Annotated in this window: 14 protein-coding genes; 11 read left to right on the top strand and 3 right to left on the bottom strand. The window is 47.5% G+C overall.

Annotation, left to right across the window (positions count from 1 at the left end):
- The first annotated feature begins 7 nt into the window (after nucleotides 1-7).
- The 4 genes from LCH85_00175 (at nucleotide 8) to LCH85_00160 (ending at nucleotide 2673) form a co-directional block, all read left to right on the top strand.
- Nucleotides 8-667, top strand: coding sequence for a cyclase family protein (locus tag LCH85_00175; GenBank protein MCA0350383.1), 660 nt, complete (start codon nucleotides 8-10; stop codon nucleotides 665-667).
- Nucleotides 668-681: 14 nt separating this feature from the next.
- Nucleotides 682-1119 (top strand): gamma-glutamylcyclotransferase, encoded by a 438-nt coding sequence (locus LCH85_00170; protein ID MCA0350382.1) that lies wholly within the window; start codon nucleotides 682-684, stop codon nucleotides 1117-1119.
- Nucleotides 1120-1520: 401 nt separating this feature from the next.
- Nucleotides 1521-2321: a hypothetical protein gene (locus LCH85_00165; GenBank protein MCA0350381.1), complete on the top strand. Its 801-nt coding sequence runs from the start codon at nucleotides 1521-1523 to the stop codon at nucleotides 2319-2321.
- 16 nt (nucleotides 2322-2337) lie between these two features.
- A complete protein-coding gene (locus LCH85_00160) occupies nucleotides 2338-2673 on the top strand; it encodes a hypothetical protein (protein MCA0350380.1) in 336 nt (111 codons plus the stop codon).
- On the opposite strand, the gene LCH85_00155 is transcribed toward LCH85_00160, so the two are convergent.
- The 3 genes from LCH85_00155 to LCH85_00145 are packed head-to-tail and all read right to left on the bottom strand — an operon-like array spanning nucleotide 2670 to nucleotide 8840.
- Nucleotides 2670-4367 carry a cellulase family glycosylhydrolase gene (locus LCH85_00155; GenBank protein MCA0350379.1) on the bottom strand — a complete coding sequence of 566 codons (1698 nt, stop codon included), beginning with the start codon at nucleotides 4365-4367 and terminating at the stop codon, nucleotides 2670-2672. The genes LCH85_00160 and LCH85_00155 overlap by 4 nt on opposite strands.
- Before the next feature lie 19 nt (nucleotides 4368-4386).
- Nucleotides 4387-5607 (bottom strand): hypothetical protein, encoded by a 1221-nt coding sequence (locus LCH85_00150; protein MCA0350378.1) that lies wholly within the window; start codon nucleotides 5605-5607, stop codon nucleotides 4387-4389.
- A 2-nt stretch (nucleotides 5608-5609) separates the two neighbouring features.
- Complete coding sequence (locus LCH85_00145; protein MCA0350377.1) at nucleotides 5610-8840, bottom strand: hypothetical protein; 3231 nt, start codon at nucleotides 8838-8840, stop codon at nucleotides 5610-5612.
- Between the two features lie 211 nt (nucleotides 8841-9051).
- Between LCH85_00145 and LCH85_00140 the strand changes: the two genes are divergently transcribed.
- The 7 genes from LCH85_00140 to LCH85_00110 are packed head-to-tail and all read left to right on the top strand — an operon-like array spanning nucleotide 9052 to nucleotide 14951.
- Nucleotides 9052-9876, top strand: coding sequence for a glycosyltransferase family 2 protein (locus LCH85_00140; protein ID MCA0350376.1), 825 nt, complete (start codon nucleotides 9052-9054; stop codon nucleotides 9874-9876).
- Nucleotides 9809-11035 (top strand): glycosyltransferase, encoded by a 1227-nt coding sequence (locus LCH85_00135; protein ID MCA0350375.1) that lies wholly within the window; start codon nucleotides 9809-9811, stop codon nucleotides 11033-11035. The genes LCH85_00140 and LCH85_00135 overlap by 68 nt, the downstream gene beginning before the upstream one ends.
- Nucleotides 11032-11364, top strand: a complete 333-nt coding sequence (locus tag LCH85_00130; protein MCA0350374.1) for an STAS domain-containing protein — start codon at nucleotides 11032-11034, stop codon at nucleotides 11362-11364. The genes LCH85_00135 and LCH85_00130 overlap by 4 nt, the downstream gene beginning before the upstream one ends.
- A 15-nt stretch (nucleotides 11365-11379) precedes the next feature.
- Nucleotides 11380-12867: a SpoIIE family protein phosphatase gene (locus LCH85_00125; protein MCA0350373.1), complete on the top strand. Its 1488-nt coding sequence runs from the start codon at nucleotides 11380-11382 to the stop codon at nucleotides 12865-12867.
- Between the two features lie 8 nt (nucleotides 12868-12875).
- A complete protein-coding gene (locus LCH85_00120) occupies nucleotides 12876-13313 on the top strand; it encodes an ATP-binding protein (GenBank protein ID MCA0350372.1) in 438 nt (145 codons plus the stop codon).
- Nucleotides 13291-13626, top strand: a complete 336-nt coding sequence (locus LCH85_00115; protein ID MCA0350371.1) for an STAS domain-containing protein — start codon at nucleotides 13291-13293, stop codon at nucleotides 13624-13626. Before LCH85_00120 ends, LCH85_00115 begins: the two co-directional genes overlap by 23 nt.
- A 50-nt stretch (nucleotides 13627-13676) precedes the next feature.
- Entirely contained in the window at nucleotides 13677-14951 is a 1275-nt protein-coding gene (locus tag LCH85_00110; protein ID MCA0350370.1) for a hypothetical protein, read from the top strand.
- Nucleotides 14952-15170: the final 219 nt, after the last annotated feature.

The raw sequence follows: 15170 nt of genomic DNA, 5'->3' as shown, positions 1-15170 counted from the left end.
TAATTCCATGGCCCAATTTATCGATCTTAGCCATATTATCGAAGCTGGCATGATTACCTACAAGGGTATTCCAGCGCCAATTATCTGCGATTTTCTCAGTCGCGAGGCATCGCGCAACAACTACGCCGAGGGAACTGAATTTCATATTGGCAAAATTGAGCTGGTTGCCAATACCGGAACCTATCTTGATAGCCCGTTTCATCGTTTTGCTGATGGCAAGGATTTATCGGAATTAACGTTAACTCAAATTGCCGAGCTTGAGGCTGTGCTCATTCGCCATGATCTGGCTAATGGACGAGCGATCGAGGCTGCGGCCTTTGCTGGCTTGGATCTCAAAGGTAAGGCCGTTTTAGTTAATACCAACTGGTCGCAACACTGGCGCACAGACCAGTATTTCGAAGGCCATCCCTACCTCACGGCAGCAGCAGCAGAATATTTGGTGCAGGCCCAAGCGACGCTGGTTGGCATCGATTCTTATAATATTGATAACACCGATACTGGCACACGACCTGTACATACAATATTATTAGGCAACAATATTCCGATTGTTGAACATCTTTGCCAGCTTGATCAGCTACCAATCAGCGGCTTTCATTTCTCAGCAGTTCCAGTTAAAGTTAAACAATTTGGCACATTTCCAGTTCGAGCCTATGCTCGGATTGATTAAGTAAGGATATAACAATGAGCGACCAACCAGCTTACGAGACACCCTTGCCATTGTTTGTCTATGGCACATTACGCACTGGCGAGTACAACTGGAAAATCTACCTCGAAGGCAAAACCCGCAGCGAAACCCCCGCGATCGTGCAGCAACATCAGCTCTATGCCAATCGCTACCCCTATATGATTGTCGGCGAAGGTAGCGTCGTCGGTACATTGGTTGAAATTGAGCCAGCACTGTATGAAACTGTCATGCGTGAAATCGACGAACTTGAGCAATTTCGCCCTGATGGCAATAGTTGGTATTTACGCGTTGCACGTTATGTTAACGTTGGCGAGCAACAAATACTAGCCTGGATGTATTATGCCAGCGAACGGGTCACCCAACATTTAACCAACGATCATCAGATTACCCACGGCGATTGGGTGCGCTGGAATCAAGAGCAAGCAAATATCTAGCAATAAGCAAGGGCTACGTTTTCAAACGCAGATCAGCGCATCCTTAGAAATAGCTCCGAATGATCTGTGGCGAACCCCCCAAAAGCCACAGATCATTCGGGTATAAATGATTGGTTCCCCGTGCGGCGAAGAAAAAGTGCCCAGTACCAACCCAAGCATAGCCCTGCCAGATGCCACCTCGAACACCTTCTGAATGCCATTAGTCAAACCATCTGCGGTGATTTCGATTATGCCAAAAATTTATGCTTAGGTTCAACCCGTAACCGCTGGGATTAGGGCACAAGTCCTAAAGCGTGTAATTATTGAGAACCATCATAACAGGAGTAAAAACCTATATAGCCCTAGATCGTATCTAACTATACTCCTCATAGTATCCAAATCATCGCAGATACGAGGCCGCTATGGATCGCAAACAATTTCTCAAGCTTCTTGGCACCAGTGTCGCAACCGGTTTTTTAGTTCGGTCTTTCGAACCCAAACAAGCCGCTGCGATGGGACTCACAGCGCTACAATTTAGTGGTACAACGCTCGCTGACTGGAAAACCGTGCTTGGTGATGGTTTATGGACAGCACCAAATCAAGTACCGGTCAATAATGCTGATATTCAAACCGATCAAACATCCGCCAAAAGCATTCTGCGAGCAAATATCAGCCAACGTGGAGTCATGGCGCATAATATTACCTATAAATCACTGATTGATCAGGATCTGTTTGAGTATATTCATACGACCAGCTATGAATTTCGCTTACCATATATTCCTCAGACAAATTCAGGAATCCAAAACGCTCAAACCTTTGAAGGTGGTTTTTTTATCTGGGATGGCAGCCAAACCCAACTAGATTATGGCTGTGCCTTTCAATGGGTGCTCAACCCATGGATGAGTACATTCGGGACAGTCTATAGCTGGTCAAGCGATGGCGCTACACAAGGCTGGATACCGTGTGGATTCCTCCAACCTGATACGAATTGGCATCAATACGAAATGATGGTTGATTATCATAACCAAACCTGCCGGCTCACGATTGATCAAACTAGCATCCCCATTTGTTTTACGGCAACACCCAAAGTCGGCTGGGGGACGGAAACTGCGGCGCGATTTCAAACTGAAATTATTAGTATCTGGCCTGGTAATACTAGTATTGCACCATCACATGCTGTTGAAATTCGTAATTGGAATTGGAATTTGCAACCATATACCTAAGCAATAGGGGATGATCATGCGAAATATTCGTCTTGAAACAAGCAGTATCGAGAATCAAGCGACATTAAGTAGTGCCTTGGATCGGTTAATGGCTTATCCTGGCTGGTATCAGCGCGAATGTGAGCCATGGCTAGATTTGGTGAGTTATTTTGATAGCCAACATAGCCTACAGCCCCATAAAACACGCAAAGCTGGGTTCGAGCAATTTATGATCGAGATTGTTGGCGCTGAATCATTTTGGACAAAATACCCAAAATTAGCAAATCTTTTAATTAAATGGATTGCCGATGTAAACAAACGGGCGATGCAGCGCTCAGGGCATGCGATTATCCGATTAACCCTTTTGCCCTAAACCTTTAGGCGTTTTTTGCGTTTCCTGCGGCGAAAGAATCTCCATCCTCCGATTAATCCAAGCATGCTTAGCGTAATCAGCGTTATTCGAAACGGCTTGAGCCACGCCTCCCACCAGCGAATAAACGGGACAGGCTCAAGCCCTAACAACACTTTGCTGATTAATTTTGGTTCATAGGTCTCAGTATAGAGTCCTAATTGGGTTTGCGGGCCACGTTGCCATGGCCAAAATCCAGCGATTGTGCTTGGAACCTCAGGAATATCAAAGAGTGTCCAGATCAAAAAACCATTATAGGCTTCGGCTTGCTGGATTAATCCCGTTAAGTAGTTTGCTTGCTCACGCTGGCTGTGGCCATGAGGAAAAAATGGGCTATTCCAGGTTGGCAACCCAATCTCAGTTAGCAGGAGCGGTTTCTCGCCAACTATCTGCCTGAGGCGTTGATAGTGGGTTGCCAACAGTTCAGTTGATCCATAGTAATGAAACGAGACCAAATCAACATCTTGATATAACCGTTCAGCAGCTTCAGGCGTAGACCAGCCAATCGTAATCAGATGATGTGGATCAAGCCGACGAAGCTGGCGGATGCTATGCTGGAGCCATGCCTCAACCACTATTTGACTAGCAGTCGCATAATCGCGATCTGGTTCATTTTTTACATCCCAGGCCATAATAGCTGGGTGTTCCTTTAATGCAGTCACCACAGTTGTTAAATAGCTATCGGTTTGTTGCCAACGGGCCAGTTGATAATCGCCTAAAAAATCGAATAAGGTGACGATGACCTTGATGTTCGCTTGATCAGCCTGATCCAGAAAATCGGTCACGGAACGGAGATAAAGGCTTGTACTATAGGGTTCGGTAAATTGTTCAAACGGAATGAAAATCCGCACACTATTCAAGTTTAGTTGTTGAACTAACGCGAGATCTGTTGTTGTTTGTTGAGGTTGATAGCCAGGCCAAAATTGTAGCCATGGAGCTTTAGAAGGATAATAATTAACGCCTCGCGCGATAAAAGCCTGATCGTGAAGTTGTAACTGTTGCTGATTAACCTGCAAAAGTTGCGGCTTTGGTTGATACGATGGTTCTAGAGGGGTTGGCAGTTCATGGCGCACCCAATGCCGAATTCGCCATGTGCCATCTTGCAACAGCAGCACAATCTCATATCGCGCATAGAGCCATTGGGCCGATACGATTTTCCCGTTAGCATCATAGATTATCTGGTAGACCTCGGCTTGGGTATCGGTCATTGCTACAATAGAGCCATCTGCTGCATAGAAATGCAGTTGTAATTGGTGCGCTGTATCAATTTGGTCTATCTGGAGATTGGCAGTTGCACTGATGCTTGTCGTAAGATAATGCAAGGCTGGTCCACTAAAACTAGTGCGTAAATTGTAGGGGCGGCCAATCTTCAAGGAAAGATTCCATTGGAGCCACGCCCGACCATAATCGCTGGTCAGTTGTTGGCGAGTAAAATCTTCCATCACGCGACCAGTGTCGGGGTCGTCAGGCAGCCACTGGGTCGCGCTTGCGGCTTCAGGTGGCAACATGGGTGGCAATTTTAGGGCACTAGCAGGGTCGGCACCTTGCTGGAAGCTAGCGACAAGCCGCGCAACTTGACCAACACCCCACCAGCCACATTGACCAAGGATGAGCAAAAAGAAGAGCCATATAATAATTTTGAAGCGCCGCTGACTCATGAACCACATCTCATTTGTATCAAGGAATTACCAGCAATAATTTGGCTTGTTTATCGCCAACCCGGCAGATCAGGGTATAACGACCTGCTGGCAACAACGATCGCCTGATCGTCGTTTGGATATAACCCGCCACAACATCGCTCGTTTGTTCAAACCTTGTGGGTCCAGTGACTTGTAGGACTGCAATCGTCCCATCGGGAACATATTGCTGTAAACTCCCACTAATTGGCCCTGCGGTAATGCTAATTACATCGGTCGCAACCACTGCCTGCAACGCAAAATCAAACCCACCATTCGGCGGAACATCAACTATAAGTGGCTCGCTGGATACCCGAAAAATGCGCGCTTGGATCGTCAAGGTGGTTGCTTGATTGGGTGATAGAATTTGGGCTTCGGCAACGCCCCGAATCGTCACACTATTGATCATCCGTTTCAGACCAGTCCCATCATTAACCTCAAATACTACGCTTGTACCATCGGGCATCACATTGCCAAATGCGTCGCGAATAAGGTTTGTTTGAATCGGAATAAAGCTATTTCCATCAGCGCTAATCCAGGTTGGTAACTGACCAAGCTGAACACTGATATCGACTGGCCAACCAGCAACTTCAAGCAACTCGGCTTGAGGCCCAAGTCGGTCTTGGCTTGTGGTACTAATCAATGTTTTTCCAGCAACGGTTTGACTGTAAAGTCGTTGCCAGGCTAGGAGATGGGCGGTCTTGGCCGTAAGTCGCGTTAGCTGTTGATTTGGGCGTTGAGCTGTAATATCTACCGCCGAGGCATCAGCAATCGGGTTGCCAAATTGATCATGGGGAATCACCACAACCATACTCCAGGTTGCACCATTAGCAATAATCGAACGTGCCCCAACTAAAGGGCGAAGTGGTTCAACCACCATTCCTGGCTGCAAACTGGTTGTCGCGCGAGCCTGTACTTGGCCTACCTGGGCGACGATCGTCACATCACCACGTTGCTCATTCCATGGGGAAATCAAGGAGGTTGTTGCTTGCCCATTCACAATCGTTACTGCTTGACTATGCACGGCATAACTTGTTTGTATTGTGAGGGTCACAAGGCCATTCCAGTTTGACTCAACCTCAAGCAAAATTGGGAGATCAGCTCCAACCACACTAGTTGGAGCCACGCCAATCGTGATCCGAGTTGGAGCCGATAGAGGCGCTTGTTGCGGTTGACAGGCGATGAACCAGCAAGCGCTAAGCAGGAGTAGCATCCAGCGCATGATCAATTCTCCGCAAAATAGCCATGAATACTGATGCGAACCGCAGCATAACCTGTTGTTGCAGGCAAGCTTAAAAGATAGCTCGGCTCAGCATCAGGAATCCCTGCTTCAACCAAGGCGTTGACCACCGTATCGCCATCAGTTTTAATAATCTGAATTGCTGATACAGGAATAATGGGAATACTTACCGCTGTTGAGCGTTGCGGACGAATCGAACTTGCCACAAAAGCGTGATCAACCCATGCCACGTCACCATTTGCATCGTAATAGGTTAGCAAAATATGCGGAATAGTGGCTTCTTCCGTACCATTATTGATCGCAGTCAAGTGAATCTGCTGCTGTTCTGCATCCGCAGTTACAATAACATCTTGCACTGCTAACCCCCGATTAAGATCGCGATTGGTCACAACTGCTTTGGCGTAGACCGTAAAATGGTCAATTGGTGAGGTGAAGGATACTGGTGAGAATGCATTGGGGTTGAATTCGCCAGCGGTTAATGTATCGCTCAGCACCGCCCCAGCTACTCCTTCAAAGTCAATTCGAAAGGGAGTTACTTCTTTCGGCAAAATCTTATGATTGATCACCGATTGGGCATTATAGCGGGTCAGTTCTCGATCGTTCTCATCAAAGAGGATTCCAGTTACGGTCAGATCAGCGGGATCAACATCGAGATTCAACACCTCGCCAACAATACTAGTACGCCCTTGATAGGAAACCAATCGCGATGAAAGGACAGAAAGTTTAGGCCGATCTTGGACATCAGCAAACGAGGTTATCGTCGTGGTGACTCGTCGTCGTCCAGCCGCAAACCAATCAATCGCAGCTTGTCGAATAAATGTATCAGGCGGAACCCGTACATCTACTTTGGCAGTCGGGATATACCATTGACCATCACGCTTAACCAAGATCAACCGTTCTCTGGTTGGGTATTCGTTGAGTGCCGTGACCCAGCGTGTTTCTACATCGACGATCCGTGTTGTTTGGTCACCCCCCAAATCGTTAACAATGACCGAATCTAATTTGCCATATGAAGCCACTAAGCCCCCTTGAACTGAAAGTTCAAGTAGATATTGGTCATAGGTCGGGCGGGTTTGTGGATCAAGCCGGGCATAAGCTGCTGAAAACCGTCGAAAATCAAGATCATCGTAATATGCCAAGACAACAGTTTCGGGGCTTTGTTGCACTTGAGTATAATGCCGCCAGCTGGTAAAAGCTCCAGCAAGCAGAATCAAGCCTAGTAATCCATTTCGAACTGCATATGCCGATGGCGGAGCAGGCTTAAGCTTTGGTAGCTTTTGCCACAAAGTCCGCCAAATTTGCCAACGCGTTCGGCGTTGATCGTTAGTAGCTGGCACAACTGACCAACGTTTAAGCAATTGATCAAACGTATGCCACCAGCGTTCATAGGGAATGATTGGAATACGAGGCGGCAACAATGGCCGAAGCATCCGTCGCAGGCGTGGTCCCCATAGGCCCGCACTCAAGGCCAAAATTCCTAAGCCTAGGGCGGTAGGTGGCACTATTCCCCACATAATCCGTTGAAACCAGGGAATTTCCCGCCGAGGCAAGATCTCAGGTAAGGGTGGAATATCTTCCCGTTCCCACACCACCAACCCGTTTTCGAGGCGTTGAACCCGATGCCAACCTGAAAAATAGAGTAGCGGATCGTAAAATTGATCATTGGAAAATACATATTTGAGGTTGTATTTATCGGGAACTGCCAAAAATTGCTGTAACGAACCAATCCCGGGAATCCCACGGAATTTAGCTCCCTCAAGCCGCTCAACTGGGGTTGTGGTTAATTCTGGCAAGCGACGGGCTGAATGATAATTGCCATCGACCGTCGTCGCGGTCGTTTGCGCCGAGACCCATGCCATCTGATCACCAAACCCCAGCATGAGATAGCGCCAGCGCCAATGTTCATCTTTTTCAAGAAAGGCAACTAACGGCGCAGGATCAATCGGATCAGGCTGAAAGCGGCGGAATTGGGTAAAGTTTGAGGTAAACACTGCCACCCCAACATATATCAACACACAACAAACTTGGGTCGTGCGCCACATGCTTCGTCCGAATTGTTCACGCAGATAGCGCGCAAGGTTGCCACGGCGCATGCTCACCACAAATTCCCCAAGCAAGGGCGTGAATAAAATTGTTGCCCAAAAGGTAAAGCGATCAAGGGTTAAAATATCAAACGCGCCACCCAACAAGGCCTTTGGAATCGGGGTTGTACCGCCAGTACCAAGCAGAAACAACAGACTAATCGAGAGCGCCATGGGCCATGCCCGACTAAAAAACCCTTTATAAAAGAGATACGGCAGCACCAACAAGGTCGAGCCATAGGGCAATAACCAAAAGACAATCCCTGCATTTGGATTTTCTAAAAAAGAGTCTCGCGATGCATGCGGAATCGGCACTTGGCTAATTGGATCGCTGCTACTCCAGAGCCAATAGGGTAAGACCACCAGTACCAAGGCCGCAATCAAGCCAGGCCCATAGATCGCCGTGCGGATGAATGGCGGAGCAATTCGGCGTAAGCGGCGAACAATGAGTGGTCGAATATTCGAACGGCTAATCTGAGCAGGATGCAGCACATCCTCATCGGCTTTTGGCTGACGAAATGCCTCAACCAGCGCCAACAGAATTACTGGGCCAGCAAAAAAGACTGCCCCAAATAATGTGGTCACATGATGACCCGCCGTGGTTGCTGCATGCAGTAACCACGCTCGGATCAGATCACGCCAATCACCCTGACTTAACCAGCGCTTGACAAATGGCAGGGTATTCAACAAAAATCCCAACGAAAAGGTTGTGGGTAGCTGCCCAAACACATGCACCGTTTCGCAGATACTCGAACTGAACACAATTAATAGCGCAGCATAGCCTGCTGCTTCCTCCGAAACCCACAGTTTGGCAAACCGATACATGCCGAGGGTTAAATTGAGCAATGCCGCTACTTGCACTACCACAAACGCTGGCAGTAAGCCAATCGCCATCCCCAACAACCCAATTGATTGTTGTGAGCCTGGTGGATAGCTAATCAGCGGAAAGCCGGTATACCAACGATAATCCCAATGATCAAACCACGTTCGCCGATAGTGATCCGCAAAAAAAATATGCACATAGGCATCATAGGTGCGCTTAAAATTCCCTGATACCAGCAAGATGCCATGAAAAGCAATCACCAATATCAAGGCCGTCAGTAGATAGGGATTAATTGGAACACGACGCTGCATACACTTGTACCTCATCGATTCCTCTCAGCATACCGATGTATCTCAACAAACATAGCAATCCATCCTGACAGCATGATGACATACGCTACGAAGCATCATAGCACCAAGCAAAAGGGCTATCGTCATGGTGGACTGTTAGACCATACGCAGATGAGCAGCAAGTCCGTATGCTCAACGTATCGTATTTTTTAACTAGGACGGGGATCATTCCATGGCAGACATACGCTATGACCTATGGAAAACAGAGCCACTTACCGAAACACCCCATATCTCGGTGGTGATTCCCTGTTTCAATGAACAAGAACGGATTTTACCCACTATCGGAGCGATTATTGCCTGTTTTTGTGCGCTAGGCCGTCCATGGGAATTAATTATTAGCGATGATGGCTCAACCGATCAGACCGTTGCCCTGCTTGAAGAACTCCATTTTGCTAACCTTAGTGTGTTGCGAACCCCCACTAACTGTGGCAAAGGTCATGCTGTTCGGCAAGGCATCCTCGCTGCGCGTGGTGATTTTATTCTCTTTGCAGATGCTGATAACTCAACCCCGATTGAGCAGATTCATCAGCTGTTGCCACTGCTCGAAGCGGGGGCATACGATCTCGCGATTGGGTCGCGGGCAACCACCGCCGCCGATACCCAACATCGGAATCTGATTCGCCGGGTAATGAGTGCAACCTTACGAGCCATCGTCCACTATGGCTTACAGTTGGATGTTCTTGATAGTCAATGTGGCTTCAAAGTCTTTCACCAGAGTGTTGCCAAACACTTAGCCCAGCTCCAAACAATGCCCGGCTTTGCCTTTGACCTTGAATTATTGTTTCTCGCAAAAAAATACCACTACCAAACCATTGAAATTCCGGTCGAATGGATTGATGCCCCGGGTTCAAAAGTCCATCCTATCCGCGATACCTACCGCTTTGTCCGCGATATTCTGACCATTCAATTTAATAACCTACGAGGTCGTTATGTCAAACCCCAGCTTAAGGCTCGTGATTGTAACAACCTTCCCACCAAGCACGGGTACGCTCAATGAATATGCATGGCACTTTGTGCGGGCTTTTCAACAAAAACGCGACCTTGCGGAACTGATTATTTTAGCCGATCAACTTCCCTCAGATCAGGTCGAACTACCAAACCAGATTGATGGAATTCCGCTCCGAATTATCCGCTGTTGGGCATTTAATCGCTGGGATACCCCCTATCGGCTGCTGCGGGCGATTGAATCGCTTAACCCCGATGCGGTGCTGTTTAATCTTCAGTTTGCCACCTTTGGCAATCGGCGGATTCCAGCAGCACTCGCCCTGTTAACTCCAGCGTTCGTCCGCCAAAAAGCAATTCCGAGTGTCGTTCTTCTGCACAATATTATGGAGACTGTTGATCTTAACCAAGCAGGCTTCGCTGGAAATCGCGTCATCAATTGGCTGACCAAGATGGCAGGACGGATCATAACTCGCCAACTCTTACGAGCTGATCTGGTGGCCGTCACAATTCCGCGCTATGTCGATATTTTAGAGCATGGATATGGCGCAACGAATGTGCTCCTTGCACCGCATGGAGCATTTGAAACCCCACCACCACCCACCCCTCCAACCAGCGATTGCTGCCGATTTTTGGCCTTTGGCAAGTTTGGCACGTATAAAAAGGTGGAAACCCTGATTGAAGCCTTTGCGCAGGTTCAATCCAAACACCAGCAGCCGATGGAATTAGTAATTGCAGGATCAGATAGCCCCAATGCAACTGGCTACTTAGAAACAGTTCAGCGCCAGTATCAGCACATCCCGAATGTTCGTTTTACCGGCTATGTGCCCGAAGCTGCGGTCGCAGACCTCTTTCAATCGGCAACCGCTGTCGTCTTTCCCTATACCAGTACGACCGGAAGTTCAGGGGTCTTGCATCAAACAGGCTCATATGGTCGCGCCGCAATCTTACCAAACCTTGGTGATCTGGCCGATGTCGTGGAAGAAGAAGGCTTTACTGGCGTTTTTTTTGAGCCTGAAAACGTTACCAGCCTTGCGCAAGCCTTAGAACAGCTTTTGCTCGATCCCGCTACCAGCCATCGTTTGGGTTTGCAAAATTATGCAGCGGCATGTGGCTTGCCAATTAGTGATGTCGCTGATTGGTATCTCTTACACTTGCAAACGTTACGACCCTTGACCCCAATCATAACCCATCTCCAACAGGAGCTTTTATGATCAATCGACACGTGAACCCAGCCAAGCAAGCCGAAATTCTCTATCTTGAAGGCCGCTTTGATGTCCATAGTCTGATTCACTTACGCTCATGGCAACCATCACTAACGCTGCCGCATATTATTTTGGAGCTAAGTCGGGTCAATTTTGTCGATTCGGCAGCCTTAGCGTGGATGGTACGCTTAAGCAAACAGGTGTCCATGCTGAACGGGAGTCTACAGATTTGTGGTTTACAACAGCCAGTTCAAATTATTCTAGAACTGACGAGGCTTGATCGGGTTTTAGCACTGACCAACAGCCTTGATGAAGCGCTAGCAAAGGTTCCAGCCTAAAGGTAGTAGAAACGTATGACAATGATCGTACACCATATTCCAGCTTTTGAAACCATTGCCCATGCTTGGATCAAAACGGGTATGCAGGCATTTGGTGTATGGATTGATGATCGATACCAACACCTATGGCCGGCCCAGAGCAGCATCACTAGCGTTAGCTATCGATCGCCGTTAATTGTCAATGGACAGGTTATTGGTGAATTGCATCTTGTTGGTAGTCAACAACCAGGCTGGCAAGAACGACTGAATACTGATGCTGGATTACTCGCAGCACTCCTCCAGTATCAGCAGAATGTCCAGTTATTAACGGATGAATTAATCGATTGCCAAGATCAATTAATAACGTTATATGATATTTGGGCTTCGATGGGGCAATCCGCAGATCTGCCAACGTTAATGCAATCGCTCATGCGCGAAGTTGTGCGTTTAACCAAAACCACCAATGCTTGGATCAGTTTTGGCGCAGGCTTAGGATTCCAACATAGCATTATCCACGGGGTTGTGCCAATCTCGGAAGGACTCCTTCAATCAATTAAAACGAACCAACTGACCCTGTTTAGCCACCACGATCCGATTTGTCAATCCTTAGGAGTTACCAATCTTTTATGGGTCCCGATTACCATTCGTTCGGTCATTATTGCTGGTGGACTCGGTATTTGTCATCAAGAAGGTGAGTTCAGCGCAACCGATATCAAATTTGTTCAGGCGATTTGTGAGCACATTAGTCATCATCTTGAACAACAGATGCTCTATCAAGAAAGTTTGGCCAAAATCCAAATCGAGGCCGATCTCGCTTTAGCCCAACGTGTCCAACAACGCCTCCTGAATACACCACTGCCGCAGATTGCTGATATCGAACTCACTGCGTATGCCAAGCCAGCTCGCAGCGTCGGGGGTGATTTCTATGATGTCCTACAGCGGCCTGATGGAAGCGTTGCCATTATGGTTGGTGATGTTGTTGGGAAAGGTGTTGCAGCAGCATTACTCATGATGCTGAGTCGAACTGCCCTAAGAACTGCGGCCCTTGCAACCCATGATCCGGCAGCAATTCTTGAACGCATGAATATAGATCTTTATGACGACTTAACAACCGTTGGAGTATTTATCACTGTTTTTGTGGCGATTTATCACCCCAAAACCCACATGCTTTGGTACGCCAATGCGGGCCATGCGCCTGTATTGCTCTATAGCAACGAGCAAACCCAGTTGCTTGAAGCTGATTGCCCGCCAATTGGTGTATTACCACAACTTTGTGCTGGTAGCCATGCCCAAATTCTGAATGCAGGCGATATTTTGATTGGAGCAACTGATGGTTTTAATGAGACCCACAACCAACAACAAGAGATGTTTGGCTATCAGCGAATCTGCCAGCTCCTAGCCCATCATCATGGATTATCAGCACCAGCCTTATGCAACCTGTTCTTTCAGCAAGTTGAGGCCTTTGGCAATGGGTGTGTTCAAGAAGATGATCGAACAATGATTATATTAAAAACCAACTCATGAGGCATTGTATGGTTAATATGGTTATTGCAGCCAGAATCGATTTGCTCGTAGATATTAATACTGCGATCCGTCGATTTCTCCAAACATTACCGGTGATTGAACAAAATTCACAGGCGATCTATAACATCGAGCTGGCGATTCATGAAATTTGCACCAATATTATCTCCCATGCTTATGCATCTGACGATGAAGGTTCAATTGCAATTAATGTATATTTTCATCCCCTGTCGAATCAACTTGAAATTAATATTTACGATTGGGGTAGACCATTTCTGGCTGAACAACGCACGCTCCCCGATCTTGAGCATGGCCAAGAAGGTGGTTATGGGTTATTTATTGTCGAACAAATTGTAGATTCGCTTGATTATCGTCGGACTCCAACCGGCAATCATTGGCAGTTAATCAAATTATTAGGAGCACCCCATGAGCATTACGAGTCAAACTAAAGCAATTAATATTGGCATTTTAACGCTCAGTGAGCGCTTTGATATTGCCGCAGTAGCAACCTTTCGCCAAATAGCCGATCAGATTCTTGCTCAAACGAACTATCTTGTGATTGATCTGAGTGCGGTCACGTTTTTCGATAGCGCGGGAATGGCCGCTTTAGTTAATGTGCTTAAACGTGTTCGGGAACACGCTGGTGATATCCGAGTTCTTTGGCCAACATCTGAGGCGGCACGACGCATTGTGAGTCTCACCAAATTTGATCGCGTTTTCACCAGCAGTCCATCGCTTGAATCGGCACTATGTATTTGGTAGGTTCGCGCATACCCACGATACCGAACCATGACCCATATTAAGGATGCCCTATGCACATCGTATCCCAACCAACGCACCAATCGATCACGACCATCATCAGTGCACAATTCACAAAAAGGCCCGGATTCTGGCTCTTTATCAGCATGATGCTGGTCAATGCAGGAAATTATGGGTTCAATGTCTTCATGGGACGGTGGCTTGGACCAGCGGCCTATGCTGAAATTAATTTAATCGTCACCCTCTTTCTGGTTGCAACCTTTATTACCAGCGGGCTACAGATGGGAGCAGCACGTGCTATCGTTGGTGCAAATAACCAGCATATGATCACCACGCTACGGCGTATTGCGTGGGCGTGCGGATGGCTCAGTCTCTTTGGTTTGGGGCTTTTTGCATCCTTTTGGCAAACCCTCTTTCAGACAGCAAGTCCACTTCCATTTATCATCTTAGGAATTGGGTTAACGTGCTATTATGCCCTTGGGGTTGAGCGTGGTATCGCGCAAGGATGTACCCGTTTTGGACGGCTAGCCTGGAATTTCCAACTTGAGATGGGCATCCGGCTTATCGGAGCATTACTGCTCGTCACGATGGGGATGGGGGTGATTGGGGCTACCATCGCCTTCAGTAGTTCGATTATCCTTGCATGGGTCAGTATGAGGAAATATCAGCCCGCTCCTGCGGTTCTGGCAACAACGCAAGCCATACAAATGACCACGCTGATTCCCATTATGATCCATCTTTTGGGACAGGTCTTTATTAATAATAGTGATGTCTTATTGGTGAAAGTATGGTTTCCGGCACATAGTGCGGGACAGTATGCCGCATTAGCCCTGATTGGTCGGGTTGTGTTTTTTGCCACCGCCACGATCGGCACAATTCTCTTTCCGCGCGTGTTACAGTCCTCGCACCCCCGGGAACAACAACGACTGTTCTGGAACAGTATGCTGATAACCGTTGGTATTTCGGGACTCATCACCGCTGTCTGTAAGGCGATTCCTGAGCTAATCCTTGTCTGGCTCTTTGGTGCAGCGTATCTCCCAATGGCCAATGTGTTATGGTTGTATGGAGCTGCAACAAGCTGTTATGCGCTCGCCAATATTATCATTACCTATCAACTTGCCCACGATCGGTCGTTTGGGGCATGGATAACTATGATCGCAGGGATAACCCAAATAGGCGTGATTGCTTGGATGCATCAGAGCATTATTCAGATCGTCTATGGTCAAATCGCCGTGATGCTCGGTTTCCTTGGACTACTCATCATAGATGAAATCCGAAGAACAATCATACAAGTATCCTTTCCCCATACATCCACGACACCGCGATAAAGTGGGGCTATATGCTTGATACCAGTTAACAAGCACATAGCCTCTTGCTTATCGGCCATATGGACAGCCCGTCCACTTTTCTCCGCCAGTCTAGGCATTTTCACTTGCTGGTCATGCGCTACCCAAGCAGGGTTATATTGATCCGTATTTTTGCCTGTCAGGTTTTGGTTTATTTGCTGCTATATTTTCATTTAAGACCGATTGTTAGTGATGGAAAAA

It is taken from the genome of Chloroflexota bacterium (assembly GCA_020161265.1).
GTDB lineage: Bacteria > Chloroflexota > Chloroflexia > Chloroflexales > Herpetosiphonaceae > Herpetosiphon.
The sequence above is the reverse complement of the archived record's forward strand: the minus strand, read 5'-3'. Positions and strand labels throughout refer to the sequence as shown.